Annotated in this window: 21 protein-coding genes; all 21 read left to right on the top strand. The window is 68.1% G+C overall.

What is annotated here, in order from left to right; all coding sequences use genetic code 11:
- The first annotated feature begins 139 nt into the window (after positions 1 to 139).
- The 21 genes from OVA31_RS00835 to OVA31_RS00735 all read left to right on the top strand — a co-directional run bounded on the left by OVA31_RS00835 (position 140) and on the right by OVA31_RS00735 (position 22,709).
- Positions 140 to 613 carry an SAV_6107 family HEPN domain-containing protein gene (locus OVA31_RS00835; protein ID WP_267629266.1) on the top strand — a complete coding sequence of 158 codons (474 nt, stop codon included), beginning with the start codon at positions 140 to 142 and terminating at the stop codon, positions 611 to 613.
- 160 nt (positions 614 to 773) lie between these two features.
- Positions 774 to 1,175 (top strand): DUF3040 domain-containing protein, encoded by a 402-nt coding sequence (locus OVA31_RS00830; protein WP_267629265.1) that lies wholly within the window; start codon positions 774 to 776, stop codon positions 1,173 to 1,175.
- Positions 1,176 to 1,641: 466 nt separating this feature from the next.
- The gene (gene mraZ, locus OVA31_RS00825; protein ID WP_164309275.1) at positions 1,642 to 2,082 is read left to right on the top strand and encodes a division/cell wall cluster transcriptional repressor MraZ; all 441 of its coding nucleotides are present in this window, start codon (positions 1,642 to 1,644) and stop codon (positions 2,080 to 2,082) included.
- Between the two features lie 194 nt (positions 2,083 to 2,276).
- Positions 2,277 to 3,323: a 16S rRNA (cytosine(1402)-N(4))-methyltransferase RsmH gene (gene rsmH, locus OVA31_RS00820; RefSeq protein WP_420714125.1), complete on the top strand. Its 1,047-nt coding sequence runs from the start codon at positions 2,277 to 2,279 to the stop codon at positions 3,321 to 3,323.
- Positions 3,320 to 4,222, top strand: coding sequence for a hypothetical protein (locus OVA31_RS00815; protein WP_267629264.1), 903 nt, complete (start codon positions 3,320 to 3,322; stop codon positions 4,220 to 4,222). Before rsmH ends, OVA31_RS00815 begins: the two co-directional genes overlap by 4 nt.
- A gap of 21 nt (positions 4,223 to 4,243) precedes the next feature.
- A complete protein-coding gene (locus OVA31_RS00810) occupies positions 4,244 to 6,160 on the top strand; it encodes a peptidoglycan D,D-transpeptidase FtsI family protein (RefSeq protein ID WP_267629263.1) in 1,917 nt (638 codons plus the stop codon).
- A gap of 162 nt (positions 6,161 to 6,322) precedes the next feature.
- Entirely contained in the window at positions 6,323 to 7,951 is a 1,629-nt protein-coding gene (locus tag OVA31_RS00805) for a UDP-N-acetylmuramoyl-L-alanyl-D-glutamate--2,6-diaminopimelate ligase (RefSeq protein WP_267629262.1), read from the top strand.
- Positions 7,948 to 8,505: a UDP-N-acetylmuramoyl-tripeptide--D-alanyl-D-alanine ligase gene (locus tag OVA31_RS00800; RefSeq protein ID WP_267629261.1), complete on the top strand. Its 558-nt coding sequence runs from the start codon at positions 7,948 to 7,950 to the stop codon at positions 8,503 to 8,505. The genes OVA31_RS00805 and OVA31_RS00800 overlap by 4 nt, the downstream gene beginning before the upstream one ends.
- A gap of 37 nt (positions 8,506 to 8,542) precedes the next feature.
- Entirely contained in the window at positions 8,543 to 9,637 is a 1,095-nt protein-coding gene (gene mraY, locus OVA31_RS00795; RefSeq protein ID WP_164309280.1) for a phospho-N-acetylmuramoyl-pentapeptide-transferase, read from the top strand.
- Positions 9,630 to 11,222: a UDP-N-acetylmuramoyl-L-alanine--D-glutamate ligase gene (gene murD / locus OVA31_RS00790; RefSeq protein WP_267629260.1), complete on the top strand. Its 1,593-nt coding sequence runs from the start codon at positions 9,630 to 9,632 to the stop codon at positions 11,220 to 11,222. Before mraY ends, murD begins: the two co-directional genes overlap by 8 nt.
- Positions 11,219 to 12,907: a putative lipid II flippase FtsW gene (gene ftsW / locus OVA31_RS00785; RefSeq protein ID WP_267629259.1), complete on the top strand. Its 1,689-nt coding sequence runs from the start codon at positions 11,219 to 11,221 to the stop codon at positions 12,905 to 12,907. The genes murD and ftsW overlap by 4 nt, the downstream gene beginning before the upstream one ends.
- Before the next feature lie 66 nt (positions 12,908 to 12,973).
- Positions 12,974 to 14,170: an undecaprenyldiphospho-muramoylpentapeptide beta-N-acetylglucosaminyltransferase gene (gene murG / locus OVA31_RS00780; RefSeq protein ID WP_267629258.1), complete on the top strand. Its 1,197-nt coding sequence runs from the start codon at positions 12,974 to 12,976 to the stop codon at positions 14,168 to 14,170.
- Positions 14,171 to 14,243: 73 nt separating this feature from the next.
- Complete coding sequence (gene murC, locus OVA31_RS00775; protein WP_267629257.1) at positions 14,244 to 15,878, top strand: UDP-N-acetylmuramate--L-alanine ligase; 1,635 nt, start codon at positions 14,244 to 14,246, stop codon at positions 15,876 to 15,878.
- A complete protein-coding gene (locus tag OVA31_RS00770) occupies positions 15,875 to 16,582 on the top strand; it encodes a cell division protein FtsQ/DivIB (RefSeq protein ID WP_267629256.1) in 708 nt (235 codons plus the stop codon). The genes murC and OVA31_RS00770 overlap by 4 nt, the downstream gene beginning before the upstream one ends.
- Positions 16,583 to 16,802: 220 nt before the next feature.
- Positions 16,803 to 17,975, top strand: a complete 1,173-nt coding sequence (ftsZ, locus tag OVA31_RS00765) for a cell division protein FtsZ (protein WP_267629255.1) — start codon at positions 16,803 to 16,805, stop codon at positions 17,973 to 17,975.
- Positions 17,976 to 17,983: 8 nt separating this feature from the next.
- The gene (gene pgeF / locus OVA31_RS00760; protein ID WP_267629254.1) at positions 17,984 to 18,712 is read left to right on the top strand and encodes a peptidoglycan editing factor PgeF; all 729 of its coding nucleotides are present in this window, start codon (positions 17,984 to 17,986) and stop codon (positions 18,710 to 18,712) included.
- Positions 18,705 to 19,466 (top strand): YggS family pyridoxal phosphate enzyme, encoded by a 762-nt coding sequence (locus OVA31_RS00755; protein WP_267629253.1) that lies wholly within the window; start codon positions 18,705 to 18,707, stop codon positions 19,464 to 19,466. Before pgeF ends, OVA31_RS00755 begins: the two co-directional genes overlap by 8 nt.
- 95 nt (positions 19,467 to 19,561) lie before the next feature.
- Positions 19,562 to 20,296, top strand: a complete 735-nt coding sequence (locus OVA31_RS00750; RefSeq protein WP_267629252.1) for a cell division protein SepF — start codon at positions 19,562 to 19,564, stop codon at positions 20,294 to 20,296.
- 133 nt (positions 20,297 to 20,429) lie between these two features.
- Entirely contained in the window at positions 20,430 to 20,750 is a 321-nt protein-coding gene (locus OVA31_RS00745) for a YggT family protein (protein ID WP_164309288.1), read from the top strand.
- Positions 20,751 to 21,071: 321 nt separating this feature from the next.
- Positions 21,072 to 21,917, top strand: a complete 846-nt coding sequence (locus OVA31_RS00740) for a DivIVA domain-containing protein (protein WP_267629251.1) — start codon at positions 21,072 to 21,074, stop codon at positions 21,915 to 21,917.
- 24 nt (positions 21,918 to 21,941) lie between these two features.
- A complete protein-coding gene (locus tag OVA31_RS00735; protein ID WP_267629250.1) occupies positions 21,942 to 22,709 on the top strand; it encodes a hypothetical protein in 768 nt (255 codons plus the stop codon).
- Positions 22,710 to 22,928 lie beyond the last annotated feature (219 nt).

Here is a 22,928-nt window from a genome sequence, read left to right as displayed (position 1 = left end):
CCGCAAGCTGTTCTGGCCCACCCGTCGACATCGGGCGCCGGCCCGACGGCGACGAGGGAAGCGTTTGCTGTCGGGCCGGCGTTGTATACAGCAGTCGCACCGCGCACAACGACGGCCGACTGACCACGGGGAGGTGGACATGCCCAACTCGATTCCGACGACCGGGTCCACGACGGACATCGATCCGATCGTGGTGGGACGTAGCCGTGACCTGCTCGACCGCGCCCAGAACCTGTTCGACAACGCCGACGGCGTCGACGACTCCGCAGAGCGCTTCCGTCAGTACTACCTCACCGCGCTGCGTGCCGCAGGTGCGGCGCTCGAGATCCACGAGCCGACGAACAGGCCGGTCCGGCGCAGGCATTCTCGTAGCGCCTGGAACCGGGTCCCGGTGGTGGTCCCCGAGCTCGATGACCACGCCGCCTACTTCGCCGCCCGCTCGCGGATACGCCTCGACATCGAGGCAGGCCTGGTCCGCTCGATCGATGATCGAGCGGTGCAGCAGATGCGCCGCAGGGTCATCGACCTGCTCGATGCCGTCGAGGCGTTGCTCATCTCGTACGAACAAGGCAAGTTGCCCCACCAGGCCGCGCATTCGGACCGGACCGCGTGACGGTATGATCCGACCCAACCTCGGGTAATGGTGGTCGCCGGGTGATTCTGCTCGTATCATGGGAAATTGAAGCCGCAGACGGCGGCAGACGGCGTCGACATCGCGCAGGACCGGCAACGGCGATGCGGTCGGGTCGGTGGAGTGGGAGTTAGGAGGGTCGGTGCCTCTTTCGGAGCACGAGCAGCGGATGCTCGAACAGATCGAAAGCGCTCTGTATGCCGAAGACCCGAAGTTCGCGTCGAGCGTCAAGCGTCGTCGCCTCGGACGGTCCAGCGGCCGGCGCCGCCTGCAAGCGGTTGCCATCTTCGTTGTGGGTCTGGTCCTCCTCGTCGGTGGACTCATCGTCGAGGTGCGCGTCGGCGGGTTCCCGATCATCAGCCTCATCGGTTTTCTCGTCATGTTCGGGGCCGGGTTGCTCGCCCTCTGGGGCGGCGGCAGTCGATCGGCGGGGGCCGATCGTGAGCACGGCAACGGTGCCAAGGAGCCCCGGGGCGGCGCACCCAAGCGAAAGTTCTCCGAACGCATGGAAGAGCGGTTCAACCGCCGCTTCGAGCAGGAGTAGGTCACCCGCCGGGTGAGAACCCGGCGCCAGGTCGTTCACAGACCGCACACCACTTCGGTGTGCGGTCTTTTCGTGTTGTCGGTGGAGCGTGGAGTCCGACGCCCGCCCTCTGGCTCCCCACAGCCGGACTCCCCACGGCGCCCCACCGCGATTCCCCACCGTGTCGCACCCCGATTCCCCACGGCGCCCCACCTGAGTGCCCCACTACGCCCCACAGTGCGCCGATCTCATTCCTCACCTGGCACTTTGATGTGATTCAGCATCATCACCACCACTTGTCTGCGCTGGCGACGCGCCGTGTCGCGCATCATGCCCCACGCGAAATCAGGCCATTGAACTGGACTTTTCTGATCGTGTGGGGGATGGGTGGAGCGTCGGGGGTGGAAAGTGGAGGAAAGTGGGGTACTGTGGCAGCACTGGGTGAGACGGACCGGACGTCGAACCCAGTAGGGCAGGAGGTGTCGACATGTCCGTGCGATTTGTCGGCACCTACACGCCCAAGTTGGACGACAAGGGGCGGCTCACGTTGCCCGCCAAGTTCCGCGACGCACTGGCAGGAGGGGTGATGGTCACACGAGGCCAGGACCGCAGCCTGTCGGTGTATCGAGCCGACGAGTTCGACGCGATCGCGGAACGCACCATGGCGGCGTCGCGAAACAACCCCGAGGCGCGGGCCTATCAGCGGTACTTCTTCGCGAGTACCGATGAGCAGCGACCCGACGGGCAGGGCCGGATCACCCTGTCGGCCGAACACCGGACCTACGCGGGCCTGTCCAAGGAATGCGTGGTGATCGGCGGGTTCGACCACCTCGAGATCTGGGACGCGCAAGCGTGGAGCGACTACCAGAGCGAGCACGAGGAGGACTTCTCCGCCGCGGGCTCGGACGCACTGGACGCGTTGCTGTAGCAGGCAAGCGATCGGGCAGACAGATGAATACGGGATCGGATGGGTCGAGGCCTCGGCCCGGAGCGACCCTGGCGTACTTCCCCAACGCCAGGTGCGCGATCGGGCCGAGACCCCGCCTCATCGGAGACACCCCGTTGCGAACCCTCACCGCCCGAGACCGACGAATCGAACCGCACAGTCCGAGGAGGAGGTCGGTGAACGCACGCCACGAGGAGCCGGACGGCGGATCCGATCGGCTCACTCCGCACGCGGACCCCGGTGGGACGCCCCGCCGTTCGGGCGAGTTCGGGCATCTGCCGGTGATGGCGGACCGGATGGTCGACCTCATCACGGCAGCGTTCCCCGGAACCGGCAGCACACCCGTATTCGTGGATGGCACGCTCGGGGCCGGCGGCCACACCGAACTCATCCTGCGCGCCGATCCGCGGGTCCGGGTGATCGGCATCGACCGGGACAGCAACGCGCTCGACATCGCACGCGACCGGCTGGCGGAGTTCGGTGAGCGGATCACCTTCCATCAGGCCCGTTTCGACGAGATCGGCGATGTGCTGACCGACGTCGGTGTCGACCTCGTCGACGCGGTGCTCTTCGACCTCGGTGTGTCGTCCATGCAACTCGACCGTGCCGACCGGGGTTTCGCGTACGCGATCGACGCGCCCTTGGACATGCGGATGAACTCCTCCGAATCCACAACTGCCGCAGACATTCTCAACACGTACTCGCACGGCGACCTGGCGCGTATCCTGTCCGAGTACGGCGAGGAACGATTCGCCGGGAAGATCGCGTCGGCGATCCTGCGGGAGCGCGAAAAGGAACCGTTCACCACCAGCGCCCGTCTCGTCGAACTGCTCTACGCCGCCATCCCGGCCGCCACCCGCAGGACCGGTGGGCATCCGGCGAAACGTACCTTTCAGGCGTTGCGCATCGAGGTCAACCACGAGCTCGACGCGTTGCGTCGTGCACTCCCGGCGGCGTTGTCGGCCCTGCGGGTCGGTGGACGCGTCGCCGTGATGAGTTACCAGTCGCTCGAAGACCGGATCGTCAAGCGGGAGTTCGTCAGTCGCACGACATCGACCTCGCCGATCGGCCTCCCGGTCGAATTGCCGGACTCTGCACCGGATTTTCGCCTGATCACCCGCGGCGCCGAGCGAGCGAACGACCAGGAGCAAACGGAGAACCCCCGATCGGCCCCGGTGCGTGTCCGGGTGATCGAACGTGTCGACGAAAAGGATCGCGCATGACCGTCTTGCAGGACATCGAGATCGACGATGACCATGTCGAAGCGGACGAGATCCGCCGAGGCCGGCGGCATTCGGGTTTCGAGAGTGAGCGCGCGACCCGGTCTCGCGCTGCCCAGCGCGCGATAGACCGGCGTCGGAAGCGGCTCGAGCGGGATGAGCGGGCCGATCAGATCGCAGGCCGGACCCGGGCGAAGTCGATGCCGGCGGCGGTCGGTCCCCAGATCTCGATGAGGGCTCGAATCGCCGGAATTCCTTTCGTGGTACCGGTGCTCGCCCTCCTGGTGATCGGGCTCGGCATGAGCCTGCTGTTGTCGACGAAGGCAGCCGCGGATTCGTATCGGCTCGGCGAGGAGCGTCAGGCGAACCAGGCGCTGGTCGATCGACGCGACTCGCTCAAGCGGAGTTACGAATCGGGTGACTCGGCACCGGAACTGTCCGACAAGGCATCTCGGCTGGGCATGATCCCGGCGAAGAATCCGGCGCGGATGATCGTGAACGGAACCGGACGGCCTCGGGTGATCGGCGATCCGGAACCCGCGCAGGGTCGCGCCATGCGTTCGATCAACCCGCCGACCGGGCCGGACCCGGTGTCGAGCATCGACCCCAAGAAGGTCGACGACTCCGAGGGGCTGCCCGGTGGTGGGGCGGAATCCGCAGGTGCGCAATCGAGTTCGACCCCGGGTGACACTCCCGCGCAGACGCCGGCCGACACACCCACGCCTGCCCCCACTCCCGCGCCGACACCTGGTGCATCGTCGTCGGTCACCCCTGGTGCCACCGCACCGGCGGCGGGCGCGACCACGCAGGCGGCACCCGCGCCGTCCGCGGTCCGTCCGGCACCGAACGTGCTGCCGACGAACCAGAACGCGCCGGGCGCAAATTCGCCGGAATCCCGCTAACAGCGTGGACAATTGGCAACCATGACACGTGCCGTCTTCCAGCGTTTCGACGCGGGATCTTCCGGTCGGGGTCGAGGTGGCCGCGGAGGTTCCGGAGGTGGTCGCGGCGGTGCCGGTTCCGGAGCCGGCGGTCCGCAACGACCGGAGACATTTCTGGGGCGTAGCCGGATCGCCGGGGCGTTGGTGATCCTCGCGGTGCTGGCGGTGGCGATCCGGATGATCGTGGTGCACACCGTGGAGGCATCATCGATCTCGGCCGAGGCCGCCCAGCAACGCGAGTACACCCAGATCCTGACCGCGAAACGCGGAGCCATCCTCGATCGCAAGGGTCGTCCGCTCGCCTACACCGACGAAGCGCGATCGCTGACCTTCCTGCCCAAGTCGGTTCGCAAGACGATTGCCGAGGCGCATCAGAAGGACGACGCACTACCGGATGTGGACGACCGTCTCGGCGAGATCGCGAAAGGCGTGTCGTCGGCGCTCGGCGGTTCGATCAGTGAGCAGGACCTGCTGTCGAAGCTCAAGAGCGACGACACCTTCGTCTACCTGGCGCGGTCGGTGAGTCCGGAGGTGGCGAACAAGATCACCGAGGAGTTCCCGGAGGTCGGAGCCGACCCGCAGAGCATCCGGCTCTATCCCGGAGGGTCGTTGGGCGCCAACATCATCGGCGACGTGAACTACGACGGCAACGGCCTCGTCGGTCTCGAGGCCTCCCTCGATTCCCAACTGGCGGGTACCAACGGTTCCAAGACCTACGATCGCGGCTCCGACGGCGCGATCATCCCGGGCAGCACCCGCAACGTGCATCCGGCCCTCAACGGCGCGACCGTTCGCCTCACGATCGACTCGGACGTCCAGTGGTTCGTGCAGAGCCAGGTGTCGGCGGCCAAGGCGGCCTCGGGCGCCAAGAACGCCTCGGCGGTGGTCCTCGACGCCAAGACGGGCGAAGTGGTCGCGATGGCCAACGACAACACGTTCAACGCCTCGCAGCCGTTGGGAGACCAGAGAAATGCCGACCTCGGCAACCGGGCGGTCACGTCGCCGTTCGAACCAGGTTCGGTCAACAAGATCATCGCGGCATCGGCCGCCATCGAGTACGGCGTCACCACGCCGACCGAGGTCCACCAGGTACCCGGCAGCATCAACATGGCGGGGGTGACGGTCAACGACGCCTGGTCTCACGGCGTCGAGCCGTACACCACGACCGGGATCTTCGGTAAGTCGTCGAATGTCGGCACCCTCATGCTGGCCCGGAAGGTCGGGGAGAAACGGTACGCCGACATGGTCCAGAGGTTCGGCCTCGGCCAGCGCACCGGCGTGGGACTGCCGGCCGAGAGCGCAGGCGAGGTGCCCGCCCTGAGTCAATGGTCGGGCGGTTCGTTCGCGAATCTGCCCATCGGTCAGGGACTGTCGATGACGCTGCTGCAGATGACCGGGATGTATCAGGCCATCGCGAACAACGGTGTGCGGGTCCCGCCGCGCATCCTCGAGTCCGAGCAGCGAGACGGGCACGATGTCGACGACCTGTCCCGTCCGGACGGTGTCCGTGTGGTGAGCCCACAGACCGCCGAGAAGGTTCGGAACATGTTCCGGGCCGTCATGCAGAAAGATCCGATGGGTGTGCAACAGGGGACCGGCTACACGGGTGCCGTCGCGGGTTACCAGATCTCGGGAAAGACGGGCACCGCCCAGCAGGTCGATCCGAGTTGTGGCTGCTACTCGAACTCGAACTACAACATCACCTTCGCGGGCATCGCTCCGGCCGACAACCCCCGATACGTGATCGGCATGATGCTGGACAATCCGAAACGCAGCTCGGACGGCAGCGGCGGGCAGTCGGCGGCGCCGATGTTCGGCACGATCGCCTCGTGGTTGCTGCAGCGCGACCGGGTGCCCCTGTCGGGACCTGCGCCGCGTTTGACCCTGGAGGCGCGCTGACCGGAGGTGGTCAGGCGATCGACGGCGCACCGATGTCGAATCCGTGCGCGTCCACAGTCACCCGTAACGGACAGCGATCGCGCTGACGGTATCGTGAGTGCGTTCCGGCGAGCCCGAACCGGGCCGCCTTGGGTTGAACAACGAGGGAGGCGGGAGGCACAGATGGCGTCGACTCGCCGTAACCGGGCGAAGCCTGCCGGGGGGATGCTCCGGCCGACAATCGTGGCACCGACGGCGGTCTCGGTCTTGTCCGCGGCCACCGGGGCTCGTGTGGACCTCGTCGGCTCGGCATCCGCCGACACCGAGGTCACCGGAGTGACCTTGCGGGCCCAGGATGTGGTTCCGGGCGATCTCTTCGCGGCACTGCCCGGCGGCCGCACACACGGCGCACTGTTCGCCGATCAGGCGGTCGCGGCGGGCGCCACAGCCGTGCTCACCGATCCTGCCGGCCGTGCGGAGCTGACAAAGGTCCTCGGGTCCGATGCGGCGTGCGCGGTGCTCATCCACCCGAATCCGCGAGAGGTTCTCGGCCCGGTGAGCGCCCGGATCTTCGGCTACCCGTCCCTGCGACTGAAGCTGATCGGCATCACCGGCACCTCGGGCAAGACGACGACCGCCTACATGGTGGAGGCGGCCCTGCTCGCCGCGGGACACTCGGTCGGCCTGATGGGCACGGTGCAGACCCGGATCAACGGGGTCGCCCAGCCCAGCGCACTCACCACGCCGGAGGCCCCGACCTTGCAGGCGATGCTGGCCACCATGCTCGAGCGCGGCGTCGACGCCGTCGTGATGGAGGTGTCCAGCCATGCCCTCGCGCTCGGCCGGGTCGACGGCGCCCAGTTCGCGATCGGGGCGTTCACCAACCTGTCGCAGGACCACCTGGATTTCCACGATTCGATGCGGGCGTACTTCGACGCCAAGGCGCGGTTGTTCGCGCCGTCGTCGTCGACGCATGCGGTGCGACCGATCATCTGTGTCGACGACGAGTGGGGACGCCGGATGGTCGAGATCGCCCGTTCGGACAAGCAGTCGCCCCCGGTGACGGTGTCGACCGGAACGGTGCCGGCCCAGTGGCATGCGGGACCGTCGACGGTGGACGCCGACGGCGCGCAGCACGTGACGGTGACCGTGCCCGGCGGCGGCGACCAGGACATGGTGGTGCCCCTGCCAGGCCGCTACAACGTGGCCAATGCCCTGACAGCGGTGGCGATCGCGGTCGGCGCCGGTGTCACCCCATCGGCAGCGATCGGCGCGATCGCAGGCGTCGCGGTCCCGGGCCGGCTCGAGCGGATCGACCGTGGGCAGCAATTCCTCGTCGTCGTCGACTACGCACACAAGCCTGCGGCGCTCGAGGCGGTGATCGCCACGCTGCGAGAGCAGACCCGTGGACGGATCGCGGTGGTGGTCGGGGCCGGCGGTGACCGTGATGTGGGCAAGCGACCGATCATGGGTGAGATCGCCGCTCGCGGTGCCGAACTCGTGATCGTCACCGACGACAATCCGCGCACCGAGGAAGCGGCCGCGATCCGTGCGGAGGTCCTCGCCGGTGCGTGGGCCGCCGAACTCGACGAAGATGCCCACGAGATCCGCGAGATCGGTGATCGGGCCGAGGCCATCGCGGCGGCCATCGCCTGGGCGGCGCCGGGGGACACCGTGCTCATCGCCGGCAAGGGACACGAGACCGGTCAGGAGGTCGACGGTGTCAAGCACCCCTTCGACGACCGGCTGGTCGCCGGGGCAGCCCTCGATTCGTCGATCGCACCTCCGACGACGGGGGAGGACGAGAAATGACGACGCCACCGACTGTTCTCGTGGCATCATCGGTCCACATCGACGACGTGCGGGTCATGCTGCGCAGACTGGCGGAGGCGGGTGCGACCCCCTCGGAGGCCGGGCAGGTGCGCACCTGGGCGATCCTCGGTGAACTCGCCGTCGCCGACGGACTCACAGAGAACGAGCGTGTCGTCGAGCACGATCGACTCGGTCGTCAGATCGTCCGCCTCGCCGTCGACAAGACGCTCTGTGTCGGGCGTTCGCGCGCCGTGCGTGCCCTTCACCAGGGCACCGTCATGGAAGGCTCATGGGGTGACGAGGTCCGGATGGTCGCGACCGTCGACGAGGCACGTGACCTGCTGACCTCCGACGACTGGCGGCCCGGACCGGGCGACGTGGTCCTGCTGGCCGCCGAGGACCCCGGCATCGCCGGCCTCGCGACCCTCTGGCCGGCGCGCGACGGCAACTCGGGCGACAGCGCCGGACACGAGACAACCGACGACGAGAACACCGCACACGAAGGTATGGGGGACGGGCCATCGAGCATGTCGACGACGGGGACGAACGAGTGAGGGCGACAAGGGTGACAGTGCAGACAGGGATGACGCGGTGACACAGATCCTGATCGCGGGTGGCATCGCGCTCGCGGTGTCGATCCTCCTCACGCCGTTCCTCATCCGACTCTTCACCCGGCAGGGTTTCGGGCAGGAGATCCGGGTCGAGGGCCCGCAGAGCCACCAGACCAAACGTGGCACGCCGTCGATGGGTGGCGTGGCGATCCTGGTCGCATTGTGGGCGGGCTATCTCGGGTCCCACATCGTCGGACTGTTCACCGGGGGAACCGGGGTCACCGCGTCGGGTCTGCTGGTCCTGGGACTGGCCACCGCGCTCGGCGGTGTCGGGTTCCTCGACGACATCATCAAGATCCGCAAGCACCGGAACCTCGGGCTCAACAAGACCGCCAAGTCGATCGGGCAGTTCGCTGCCGCGATCCTCTTCGGGGTGCTCGTGCTGCAGTTCCGCAACGATGCCGGCTACACGCCTGCGAGCACGCATCTGTCCTATGTCCGCGACATCGACGCCATCTCGATGTGGTCGATCGTCTTCGTGGTGTTCTGCTGGCTCGTGGTGGCGGCGTGGTCGAACGCGGTGAACTTCACCGACGGCCTCGACGGACTGGCGGCCGGTTCGATGGCGATGGTGCTCGGGTCCTACGTGCTCGTCACGTTCTGGCAGTACCGCAACGCGTGTTCGGGTGGACCCAAGGCCACCCAGGAGATCACGCCCGGCTGTTATGTGGTCCGAGATCCGCTCGACCTCGCGCTGATCGCGGTCGCCGGCGGCGGAGCCTGTCTCGGCTTCCTGTGGTGGAACGCGGCGCCGGCCAAGATCTTCATGGGCGACACCGGCTCGCTGGCCCTCGGCGGCATGCTGGCCGGCCTGTCGATCACCACCCGCACCGAACTCCTCGCGGTGGTCATCGGTGCACTGTTCGTCGCGGAGATCATTTCGGTGGTGGTCCAGATCGCGTTCTTCCGCACCACCGGACGCCGGGTGTTCCGGATGGCGCCCTTCCATCACCACTTCGAACTGGGCGGCTGGGCCGAGACCACGGTGATCATCAGGTTCTGGCTGCTCACGGCCATCGCCTGCGCGTTGGGCCTGTCCTTGTTCTACAGCGAGTTCCTGGCCGTCAGTGGCTGATCGGCGACCCGACCTCGACGTGACCGCATTGTCGGGGACGACTGTGCTGGTCGCCGGTGCCGGAACCGCAGGCCGGTCGGCGGCCCGGTACCTGCTCGATATCGGGGCGCAGGTCACCGTCGCCGATGCCCGGTTCGGTCCGGACGATCCCGGCGACGACGATCTGTCCGGCCTCGGTGCTCGCCTGGTCGGCACCGCGTCACTGCTCGACGACGACAGCGCATGGCCGGGGGAGACCGGCCTGGTCATCGCGTCGCCCGGATTCTCGCCTGCGCATCCACTCATCGTCCGTGCGGTCGAGGCGGGACTGCCGATCTGGGGCGAGGTCGAACTCGCCTGGCGCGTCGACCGTGCCGGGCTGCTCGGCGAGCCTCGGACCTGGCTGGTCGTCACCGGGACCAACGGGAAGACGACGACCACGTCGATGCTCACCGACATCGTCGTCGGCGCGGGGCGTTCGGCGGCGGCCTGCGGCAATATCGGCCTGCCCGCACTCGATGCGATGCGGCAGACGCCGCGAGTGGACATCCTCTGCGCCGAGCTGTCGTCGTTCCAGCTGCACTGGGCACCCTCGGTGGCGCCGGATGCCGGCGTGGTGCTCAACATCGCCGACGACCATCTGGACTGGCATGGCTCGTTCGACGCCTATGCCGAGGCCAAGGGTGTCGCCTTGCGCGGTGCCGTCGGGGTGGTCGGCCTCGACGATCGGGCGGCGTCGTCGCTGCCGGTCGCCGGTCGCCGGGTGGGCTTCACGCTTGGCACGCCGGGGGACGGCGAGCTCGGGGTCGCCGACTCCCGGATCGTGGACCGCGCCTTCGGACCGCAGGGGTCGTCGCGAACGATCGTCGAGACCGCGGCGATCCACCCGCCCGGCCCGTCCGGGACCGCCGACGCACTGGCGGCGGCGGCTCTGGCGCTCGCGGTAGGGATCTCACCCGATGCGGCCGCCGAGGCGCTGCGCGACTTCCGGCCCGCCGCCCACCGCGGCGAGGTGGTGGCCCGCGTCGAGGATCTCGACTACATCGATGACTCGAAGGCAACCAATCCGCATGCGGCCGAGGCCGCGATCGCGGGTCATCGGCGGGTGGTCCTGGTCGCAGGCGGACTGCTCAAAGGCGCACGGGTCGACGACATGATCCGCCACACGCGTGCGCGGCTCGCCGGGGTGGTCGCGATCGGTCGCGATCGTGAGCTGATCGTCGACGCGATCTCGCGACACGCCCCAGAAGTCCCAACAGTCACAGTATTCACAGGGGACGATGGGCGCGTGACTGTTCAGCACGCGACCCCACACCTCGGGAACGAACTGCCCGCCGGACTGAGCGCTCCGACCGAACCACCCTCGCCGGCGGTCGGATCCGACGAGACCGACTCCGACCGAGCCGCTGTCGCGGTCATGGAGCGTGCGGTCGAGGTGGCTGCGCATCTGGCCCGGACCGCCGACGACCGGCCCGACGCGGTGCTGCTCGCCCCGGCGGCCGCCTCCCTGGACATGTTCGCGGGGTACGGCAGGCGCGGCGACGTGTTCGCGACGGCCGCGCGGTCCCTGCCGGGTGCGGCCGACGTGAGCGGAACATCTCGATGAGCTCCTCGACGGAGGTACCGGGGCGGTCGTCGCGCGCGACGAAGTCGACCGGCACGAAGCAGAACGGCACCCAGCGAACGAGCACACGCAGAACAACCGGCACGAAGGACTCGTCGTCGGCGGGCACCTGGCCTGCCGCAGTGGTCGAGGCGGTGCGCAACCTTCTGTCGCGACCACTCGCGTCGTACCACCTGATCCTGACGATCGCGTTCCTGCTGACCGTGTTCGGTCTGGTGATGGTGTTGTCGGCCTCCTCGGTGGAGGGCTACTCCAAGGACGGGTCGTCCTACGGTCTGTTCGCCACCCAGATGATCTTCGCGCTGCTGGGTCTGGTGGGCTTCTACGTCATGCTCCGGCTGCCGGTGCGGCTCCTGCGTCGGGCGGCGGCGCCACTGATGGTGATCACCACGGTCCTGCTCGCCGTGGTGCTCGTCCCCGGCATCGGCACCCTGAGTCAGGGCGCGCGGCGTTGGTTCGTGATCGGTGGATTGTCGGTGCAGCCGTCGGAGTTGGTGAAGGTGGCGCTCTGCGTCTGGGGTGCCCACCTGCTCGCCTCCCGGCGCCGGGACAACGCGTCCTTGAAAGAGCTGCTGATCCCGCTCGTCCCGGTCGCGATGCTGGTCTGCCTGCTGATCATCCTCGAGCCGAATCTGTCCACCACCATCACGATCGCCATCATCGTCGGCGCGATGCTGTGGTTCGCGGGCCTCCCGGTCAAGGTGTTCCTCACGTTCGCCGGAGTGGGCACAGCGATCGCGGTGCTGCTCGCACTCGTCGAGGGTTACCGATCCCAGCGTGTGCTGAGCTTCCTCGGCAGCATCGACGACCCCCAGGGAGCGGGATACCAGGCTCGCCAGGCCACCTACGCGCTCGCCAACGGCGGGGTGTTCGGGGTCGGCCTGGGGCAGAGCCGGGCGAAGTGGAACTATCTCCCGAACGCGCACAACGACTTCATCTTCGCGATCATCGGCGAGGAACTGGGGTTGATCGGCGGACTGCTCGTGGTGATCCTGTTCGCGATCCTCGCGTTCATCGGATTCCGGATCGCCGTGCGGTCCGTGGATCCGTTCCTGCGCCTGATGACCGGCACCATCACCGTCCTGATCACCGCCCAGGCATTCATCAACATCGGCTACGTCATCGGGCTCCTGCCGGTCACCGGTATTCAACTGCCGCTGCTGTCCGCAGGCGGTACCTCGACCTTGACCGTGCTGGCCATGCTCGGACTGCTGGCCAGTGCCGCCCGGCACGAGCCGGAGGCCGTGGCCGCCCTGAGCACCGGCGAACCCGGGCGCCTCGGTCGCTGGCTGCGCCTGCCGGCGCCGGTCCCGTATCGCCCGACGCGCGCCGACGCCCTGCGTGATCGGCTCGATCAGCGACGCCCGGAACGGGCTCGCGTCGCAGCGCCCGCCGCCCCCTCCCGCTGGGCGCGTCTGCGGCATGGCACGCCAACCGAGGACGTGGGCAGTCGACCGGTGCGGCGCCCGGCACAGAGCCCCCGGACACCACGCACGGCCGCTGTCCGGGTCGACTACCGTACGGGGTATTCGGGAACGGGTACCCGCCGTGGCGCTCCGGTTCCGCCGCGTGCGAGCCGTGGCGGGGGCGGTGCCTCCGACGCCGGGCGGGCCGGGTCGACACACCAGTGGCGGCCGGCGGGCCGTTCCACCTGGTCACGGCACTGAAGACGGTCGAGACCGCACGGGAGCCGGTAGGCGGCTGCCGACGATGCGGAATGGAGTTGGGCACGGGTGAGTTCTGAGCGAGGCCGGTCGTCGGATCGGCCGTTGTCGGTCGTGGTCGCCGGCGGTGGGACCGCCGGACACATCGAACCCGCGCTCGCCGTCGCGGATGCGGTGACCCGTCTGGACCCGACCGCGCAGGTCACGGCCCTGGGGACCACCCGTGGTCTCGAGACCACCCTGGTGCCCGAGCGCGGGTACCCCCTGGAGCTGATCCCGCCCGTCCCGCTACCCCGGAAGCCGGGGATGGAACTGGCCAAGACGCCTGCCCGTCTCGTCCATGCGGTGACCGCGACCCGGTCGGTGCTCTCGTCGGTCGGCGCCGACGTCGTGGTCGGTTTCGGCGGTTATGTCGCCCTGCCGGCGTACTTCGCGGCGCAGATGCGGGTCCGCGGCCGTCACCGGCTGCCGATCGTCATCCACGAGGCCAATGCGAGCGCCGGGATCGCGAACAAGGTCGGCGCGCGGTTCGCCGATCGGGTGCTGGCGGCGGTACCGGGTTCCGGCCTGGACGCCGACGTGGTCGGCATCCCGGTACGCGGTGTCATCACCGAACTCGACCGTCCGGCTCTGCGCGCCAAGGCGCGCCACTATTTCGGCCTCGACGAGGACGCGCCGACGGTGCTTGTGTTCGGGGGATCCCAAGGTGCGCAACGACTCAACGACGCCGTCTCCGGCGCCGCGGGTGCGCTGGGCACCGCAGGCATCGGCGTGCTCCACGCGTTCGGCCCGAAGCACACGATCGATCCACAGTCGCCGCCGGGTGCGCCGCCGTATCGAGGGGTCGGCTACCTCAAGCGGATGGATCTCGCATACGCCGCGGCAGATCTCGTCATCTGCCGATCGGGTGCGATGACGGTGGCCGAGATCTCGGCCACCGGCCTGCCGGCGATCTATGTCCCGCTCCCGCACGGCAACGGCGAACAGCGACTCAACGCGCTCCCGGTGGTCGAGGCAGGCGGCGGCATCATCGTCGACGACGCAGAGCTGACCGCGGACTGGGTGGCCCGAGAGGTCCCCGCGATGCTCGCCGACCGGGACCGGCTGGCCGCGATGTCGGTGGCCGCGACCGGCTCGGGTCATCGTGACGCCGCGGACGCGGTCGCGTCGGCGGCACTGGAACTTGCCGCACAGCACCGAGGGGGCGGCCGACGACGGCGGCTCCGTTCCGCGTTTCGTTCACCGGGATCGGTATCGGAGCGGTGACAATCGACGTGCGTGGCGCCGGCCACGATGACGGTATGGGTGGCCCAGGCTGTGGCGATGGTGAGGTGAGGCGATGAACGGCGACTCCGTGAATGGCCCCGTAGGCGAACTCCCCGAACGTCTTCGCCGGGTGCACATGGTCGGCATCGGCGGCGCCGGGATGAGCGGGCTCGCCCGGATCCTGCTCGCCCGCGGCGGTCAGGTGTCCGGCTCCGATGCGAAGAACAGCCGGGGCATCCTCGCGTTGCGCACACGCGGAGCCCGCATCCAGGTCGGTCACGATCCGTCCGCCCTCGACCAGTTGCCGGGCGGCCCGTCGGTGGTCGTGACCACGCACGCGGCGATCCCCAAGACCAATCCCGAACTCGTCGCCGCCCGGTCGCGGGGCATTCCCGTCCTCTTGCGGCCCCGCATCCTGGCGGACCTGATGGTGGGGTATCGCACCCTGCTTGTGGCCGGAACCCACGGCAAGACCTCGACCACCTCGATCGCTGTTGTCGCGCTTCAGCATTGCGGTGTCGACCCGTCGTTCGCAGTGGGTGGCGAGCTCAACGAATCCGGTACCAACGCCCACCACGGCAGCGGCGAGATCTTCGTCGCCGAGGCCGACGAGAGCGACGGATCCCTGCTCGAGTACACCCCGGACGTCGTGGTGGTCACCAACATCGAGGTCGACCATCTCGATCACTTCGGGACCCGTGAGGCGTACGTCGACGTGTTCGACGAGTTCGCCGATCGCATCGCACCCGGCGGTTCGCTCATCGTGTGTCTCGACGACGAGGGTTCCGCGGCCCTGGCCGGCCGATGCGCGCAGCGACTGGCGGAACGGGGCGTGTCGGTGTTCGGCTACGGCGCGGGCCGGCATGCCGATCTCGCGCCCGCCGCGAAGCACGTCGCGACGTTGGTCTCGTGGTCGGCGCGGGGCTCCGGCGGGGTGGCGCAGGTGCGGTTCGACGCGCCGATCGCCGATCCGTCCGTCGAGCGCACCCTGCTGTTGACCGTCCCCGGCGAGCACATGGCGCTCAACGCGATCGGAGCGGTCGTCGCCTGTGTCTGCGCAGGTGGCGCCCTCGCGGGTGTCATCGACGGCGTCGAGGCTTTCGGTGGCGTTCACCGTCGATTCGAATTCCGTGGCCGGACAGGCGATGTGGACGTCTTCGACGATTACGCACACCACCCGACCGAGGTTCGGGCGGTGTTGACCGCCGCGCGGCTCGCGGTCGAGAGTGCGACGCCGGACAGCCACGCACCGGGAACGGGTCGGGTCATCGCGGTGTTCCAGCCGCATCTGTTCTCTCGCACCCGTGATTTCGCGGCCGACTTCGCCGCGGCGCTCGATCTCGCCGACCAGGTCGTCGTCGCCGATGTCTACGGCGCACGCGAGCAGCCGATCCCGGGGATCAGCGGTGCCAGCATCGCCGATCGGGTGACCCGGCCGGTCATCTTCCAGCCCGATCTGTCCGCGCTCGCGCGGACCGTCGCGTCCGTGGCACGCCCCGGCGACCTGGTGCTCACACTGGGGGCCGGTGACATCACCATGCAGGGGCCGGAAATCCTCGAGGCGTTGCGGGACCGCGGTGCCAACCACGCTGTCACCGCAGTCGCGGACGGTGCCGGGACGAATGGTGCCGGAGCGAATGGTCCCCGAGCGAATGGTCCCCGAGCGAACGGTGCCGAGGGGGCCGGGGCGCCGGGGTCGCAACCGTGAGTCCGCGGGTGCGGGAAACCTCGCGTCGTTCCCGGCTTCTGCTGGGCACGGTCCTGGTCATCGTGGTGGTGGTCGGTCTCGGTCTGATCGCCTACTTCACCCCGCTGATGTCGGTCCGGTCGACCGACGTCCACGACAATCGGGCGGTCCCGACCGACCAGATCATCGGCGCGGCCCAGGTGGCCGACGGGACGCCACTGCTGCAGGTGGACACGCACCAGGTCGCGCAGCGGATCGCGGCGATCCCCTCGATCGAATCGGTCCGGGTGCAGCGGAGCTATCCGTCGTCGCTGACCATCACCGTCGTCGAGCGGCAACCGGTGGTGAAGGTGACCGACGGGCAGAAGGTCCATGTACTCGACCGTTCGGGCGTCGGGTATCTGACCTTCGACACCACGACCGGTGTGCCACCGGAGATGAACCGGCTGCCGGAGTTCTCGACACCCAATCCGGGTCCCGGTGATCCGACGACGACCGCAACCCTCGCAGCCGTCTCCGGGCTGCCGGAATCGATCGGGAGCCGGGTCGTCAAGGTGGCCGCCTCGTCGCCGGTGGACATCCAGTTCACCCTCAAGGGCAACAAGACCGTCGTCTGGGGAGACAGTGGGCAAGGGGCGGAGAAAGCCCGAACCCTCGGCGCCCTGCTGACACGTCCCGCGACCACCTACAACGTGTCAAGCCCGGAGTTCCCCGCCTACAAGTGACGACGCGGCGTGCGCGACGGCAACGCCGTGCCGACGTCCGCGGTGGTCGTCGGCAGGTGACATCCATGAAAAATGCGGTCCAACTTCGCGACACGCCGCACGCTTGCTGGTTACCGCGCCATTCGGTGCCTAACGTCATGCCCATCATCCATCTACTTGACATAACTCTAAATCTATGGTTCAGGTTTAGGGTTTCGGATCGAACGAGGAAGGCGGGCACATGACGCCACCGCACAACTACCTGGCCGTGATCAAGGTCGTCGGCATCGGCGGCGGCGGTGTCAATGCCGTCAACCGAATGATCGAACAGGGACTGAAAGGTGTTGAGTTCATTGCCATCAACACCGATGCTCAGGCCCTGTTGATGAGCGACGCCGACGTCAAACTCGACGTCGGCCGCGACTCGACCCGTGGGCTCGGCGCCGGCGCCGACCCGGAGGTCGGGCGGCGCGCGGCGGAGGACGCCCGCGACGAGATCGAGGAACTCCTCAAGGGCGCCGACATGGTGTTCGTGACTGCCGGTGAGGGCGGCGGGACCGGGACCGGCGGCGCGCCGGTCGTGGCGTCGATCGCGCGCAAACTCGGTGCGCTGACGGTGGGCGTCGTGACGCGGCCGTTCTCCTTCGAGGGCAAGCGCCGCGGCGGGCAGGCGGAGGCGGGTATCACCGCGCTCCGTGAATCCTGCGACACCCTCATCGTCATCCCCAACGACCGGCTCCTGCAGCTCGGCGATGCCCAGGTCAGTCTCATGGACGCGTTCCGCAGCGCAGATGAGGTGCTGCTCAACGGTGTTCAGGGCATCACGGATCTGATCACGACGCCCGGGCTGATCAATGTCGACTTCGCCGACGTCAAGGGCGTGATGAGCGACGCGGGCAGTGCCCTGATGGGTATCGGGTCGTCGCGCGGCGAGGAACGCGCGAAGAAGGCCGCCGAGGCGGCCATCAACTCGCCGCTCCTCGAGGCGTCGATGGAAGGCGCTCGCGGCGTGCTCATCTCGATCGCAGGCGGCAGCGATCTCGGCCTGTTCGAGATCCATAACGCAGCGACCCAGGTGCAAGAGGCTGCGCATGAGGACGCCAACATCATCTTCGGCACCGTGATCGACGACAACCTGGGCGACGAGGTCCGCGTGACCGTCATCGCGGCCGGATTCGACAGTGGCGCACCACGTAAGCGCACCGAGATCCCGGCCGCCGCGACGGGCAAGTCGACCGTCGGTTCCGGACAGGCGGGCGCGGTCGCGGCCAACTCACAGGACAACGACCCGCTGTTCGGCAAGATGCCTGCCGGCGCAGGCGACCCGTTCGTCGAGGCTCAGGAGCGTCCGCGGCGCAACAACGTCACCCTCGACGACGACGACGTCGACGTGCCGTCGTTCATGAAGCGCTGAGCCCGCACATGCGGGTTCGCCGCGTGGTCACCAGCCGATCCGGTGGCGTCTCGGTGGCGCCCTATGACTCGTTCAACCTGGGCGATCATGTCGGCGATGACCCGAAAGCGGTTGCCGAGAACCGGACTCGCCTCGCCGAGCAGATCGGGCTGGCGCCGGGACGGATCGTGTGGATGGAACAGATCCACAGTCGCAACGTGACCGTGGTGACCGGTCCGGTGGACGAGCCGGTGCCTGCGACCGATGCGCTGGTCACCACGGAGACCGACCTGGCGTTGGCCGTGTTGTCCGCGGACTGTGTGCCGGTACTGCTCTCCGACGACGAGGCGGGCGTGATCGCGGGCGTGCACGCCGGACGAGTGGGTGCACGTATCGGGATCGTGCCGGCGACATTGCGAGCCATGATCGAACTCGGTGCCCGGCCGGAGCGGATCGGCGTCCTGCTCGGTCCGGCGGCCGCCGGGGCCGACTACGAGGTGCCGCCGCACATGCAGCGCGACGTCGAGGAGCATCTGCCCGGTAGCGCGTGTGTGACCACCAAGGGCACAACGGGTCTGGATCTCCGAGCGGGACTGCGCCGTCAGCTCCTCGCCGCCGGTGTGGGCGCGGTGGCCGCGGATCCGCGGAGCACCGTCGCGGACCCCGAACTGTTCAGCCACCGTCGAGGCGCGCCCACGGGCCGGCTCGCCTCGGTGATCTGGATGGACGCCCGACCCGCCGAGGGCGCCGATGGCTGACGAGGCGGTGGATGCGCGGACACACGAACTTGCCGAACGGTATTCGGCTGCGCGCGATCGTCTCGATGCCGCGGTCGCAGCGGCCGGGCGGGAACGCGGCGACGTCGAGTTGATGGTGGTGACCAAGTACTTCCCGGCCGACGACGTGCGGCGGCTGCTCGGCCTCGGCGTGCGGTGCTTCGGTGAGTCGAGGGAACCGGAGGCGAGCCGCAAGCTGGCCGAGCTCGCCGCGGACGACCCGACTGGTGGCAGGCCAGGCGATCGGGCCGCGGTCTTCGACATGATCGGTTCTGTTCAGTCCAAAAAGGCGAAAACCGTTGCCACGTGGGCTCGTTCGGTGCATTCTGTGGATCGCGACAAGGTGGTCGACGCCCTCTCCCGTGGAGCGCAGGCGTCGCTCGACGCGGGCGAGCGGTCCGATCAGCTGGGCATTCTGTTGCAGGTGAGCCTCGACGGGGACCCACATAGAGGCGGCGCGCTCGTCGAGGATCTGCCGGAACTGGCCGAGCGTGTCCGGGCGGCGCCCGGGCTGTCGCTGGCCGGCCTCATGGTGATCGCGCCGCTCGAGGGTACGGCCGATCGCTGGATGTCGCTGGCCGCCCGGATCCGCGAGCGTTTCGTCGCCGATCATCCGGAGGCGCGCGAACTGTCTGCGGGGATGTCTGGCGACCTGGAATCGGCGGTGGCACACGGTTCGACATGCGTGCGTGTCGGTACCGCGATCATGGGACCTCGCCCGTTAGTCTCTCAGTAATCACATTGGTCACATGAGAACCAACGAGCACACAGATCGACAACTGCACCACCCACTGCTTCCCCCGGCAGCGTTGGACGACAGAGAGGCCAGCTATGACCACGATGCAGAAGTTCAAAGCATATTTCGGCATGGTGCCTCCAGGTGAATACGAGGACGACTACCTGGAGGAACCAGGTGGACCGGTGCGCGGCGGACGTGCCTATCGCGACGACTACTACGGTGAGCCCGCTTATCGCGAGCCCGGCTTTCGCGAGGGTCCGCGTGACGCCGACTTCGCATACGTCGACGATCGCCGCTTTCCGGCGGAGTTCGATCAGCAGGGCTTCGGGGGGAACGGTTACGACATGAATACCTACGACGGCGGCGGATACGAGCCCGTTCCGGAGTACGCCTATGCCGGTGGGCGGCACGCAGGCGAACCGGTCGAGCGGATGCGTCCGCCGCGCCTCGAACCCCTGCAGCGCTCCGGCATGCGGGCGGCCGGCGTGCCGCGCGCGCCGATGAACACCGACGAGCGTGAGCTCGAACGTGTGTTCGCCGATGGCCCACTGCAGAAGATCACCACCCTCCGCCCGTCGGACTACGGTGAGGCGCGCACGATCGGGGAGCGTTTCCGCGACGGGAACCCGGTCATCATGGACCTGGTCGACATGAGCAACGACGACGCGAAACGACTCGTCGATTTCGCGGCGGGTCTGGCGTTCGCCCTGCGCGGCTCCTTCGACAAGGTCGCGACGAAGGTCTTCCTCCTGTCGCCTGCCGACGTCGACGTCTCACCCGAGGACCGGCGCAAGATCGCCGAGACCGGGTTCTACAACCACAGCTGAGTTTCAAACCTTCGGGCAGCGGCCCTCTCTGCGTCATGGCGATGCGGGGGAGGGCCGTTGTCGTGTCCGGCGTCGGGAGCGCAGCGAGCGGGCCGATTCACCACCGATGGGATATATCAGGCAATCTGGTGGGGTGACGATTCTGTTCCAGGTTCTCTATTACCTGCTGTTCATCTACTGGCTGCTCCTCCTCGCGCGACTCGTCGTCGAACTGGTGCGGACCTTCGCGCGTGAATGGCGGCCCACGGGGTTCGCGGTGGTGATCATCGAGATCGTGTTCACCACCACGGATCCCCCGATCCGGGCATTGCGGAGGATTCTCCCGCCGATCCCGCTGGGGCCGGTGCGCCTCGACCTCTCGCTCATGATCGTGATGATCGTGGTGTTGATCGCCATGCAGATCGTCAGTTCACTCAGCAGGAGCTCGGCGGCCGCCCTGGCAGGACTGGCGTGACCTGGGGGATTTGCTGTGACCGACTCCGGGCCGTCGACGACGGGCCGAACCTGGTCGATGACTGCACACCTTCGGTGGTTTACGGTTGGATGTCATCATCGAGTGACCGTTTCGTTGCAAGAGCGCATCGATCTCGTGCTACGAACGGTTCTCGTGTGACAGGATTTGACGCCAGTTACCAATTGGACTGGTATGAATAAACAGTGACAGCCTGTAGCAAAGACTGTGCAGACTGGGTGTGCTGCCAAGTGAACAGAGCTAGATCCCGACCACATCTCGACTGACAAAGATGATCTCGACCGACAAATGAGGGGAACCGACATGCGGCTGACTCCAGCTGATGTGCACAACGTCGCGTTCAGCAAACCGCCTATCGGTAAACGCGGCTACAACGAGGATGAAGTCGATCAGTTCCTCGACTTTGTCGAGGCCGAACTGGCCCGTCTCATCGAGGAGAACGGCGACCTGAAGCAGAGGGTCGAGGAGCTCGAAGGCGATCTGGCCGATGCGCGTTCGTCGGCGCCCGCCGCCGGAGCAGCCGCGGCTGCCGCATCGTCCGCACCGGCCGCGGAAGAGCGCACCCAGGTCTTCGCCGCCGCACCGGAACAGCAGGCACCGCAGCAGAGCGCTGCACCCAAGCAGGAATTCGGCGAGGATGACGCGAACGTCCGTGCGGCCCGCGTGCTCGCGCTCGCCCAGGACACCGCAGACCGCCTGACCTCGACCTCGCGCCAGGAAGCGGATTCGCTGGTCACCGATGCGCGGACGCGTGCCGACACGATGGTGTCGGAAGCGCAGGCCAAGGCGGACGGGCTGCTCACCGATGCGCGACAGCGCTCGGAGGCGATCCTCGCCGACGCTCAGACGCGCTCCGAGGCGCAGGTGCGCCAGGCGCAGGAACGTGCCGACGCCCTGCAGAGCGATGCCGAGCGCAAGCACAGCGAGATCATGGGGACCATCAACCAGCAGCGGACCGTGCTCGAGGGCCGGATCGAACAGCTGAAGGTGTATGAGCGCGAGTACCGGACCCGTCTCAAGACGTATCTGGAATCCCAGCTCGAGGAGCTGCAGCAGCGAGGAAGTGCGGCGCCCGTCGAGGGCGGACGCGCCGATTCGTTCTCTTCGGATCCGGGTAATGGCGGTTTCACCAGTTACTCACCGAGTTAGTCGGCGAGCAGCAGGGAGTAGTTCGTGCTGACGCTGGCCTTGGCGGCGACGCTGGTCGGGTTCGTGCTACTGGTACTCGGCCTGATCACCGGTACCGTGTGGCTCGCCATCGCGTGCATCGTCGTGTGTTTGGTAGGCCTCGGATTGCTGATCGCCGACATCGTCGGGTCAGGTCGTCGCAACGAGGAGCCGACCATCAGCGATTTCGTTGCGGCCGACGATGATTCGCTGTCCGCGGTGAATGAGGACGTCGGCGGACGTCATGAGGGGGCATCGGAGACCCGGACGAGGTCGGCGCCCACCGAGCCCCGGTCGGCCGTTGCGACAGACGCACCGCAGCGCGCGTCCGACGCTCCGGCAGGCGCCGGCGACGACGCAGGGTCCGCACCGCAACCGCCGCAGCCGAACCAGGGTGAGTCCGTTCCTCGGACCGGGCGTGAGGGCACCTACGACGACTATCTGCGGTCGGTCGGTGGCTACGGCGCGGTCCCCGGCGTGACTGCGCCGGGTCCTGCCGACAACACTCCTCCGACGTCTCCTCGCGGACCGGGATCGTACGAGCGGCAGTTCCCGCCGCCGGGACGTGGGGCACCAGGATCCCACTCGGCGCCCGATGATCCGGCGACCGAGTCGTTTCCTCCTCAGCAGCGTCGTCCATCGCCGCCACCGGGCGGAACGCAACAGCGCCCGCCGGGACAGCGCTCGGAGGAGTGGAACCGGGATCGCCCGCGTGAGTCGCGCCCACAGAAGTTCGATCCGCTGGACCCGAACTGGCGACCACCGCCGGAATGACCGCGGGCCGCCGACGGCCTCTCGACAAACGATTGGTCTGCACGCCGGTTGCGCGGCTACACTCGATGCTGCGTTGATCCGGCAATCACCGGGGAGCACCCGGAAGAACAGGGCACCTCACGGCGCCCTCGGTAGACCCGGGCGGGAGCGGCCCGACACAGCCGTGGGCGCGCGGTGTGACCGCGGGCCGGAGAGAGGCGCCGAACCGGCTCGGATCGC

Origin of the sequence: Gordonia sp. SL306 (genome assembly GCF_026625785.1) — a bacterium.
Taxonomy (GTDB): Bacteria; Actinomycetota; Actinomycetes; order Mycobacteriales; family Mycobacteriaceae; genus Gordonia.
The sequence above is the reverse complement of the archived record's forward strand: the minus strand, read 5'-3'. Positions and strand labels throughout refer to the sequence as shown.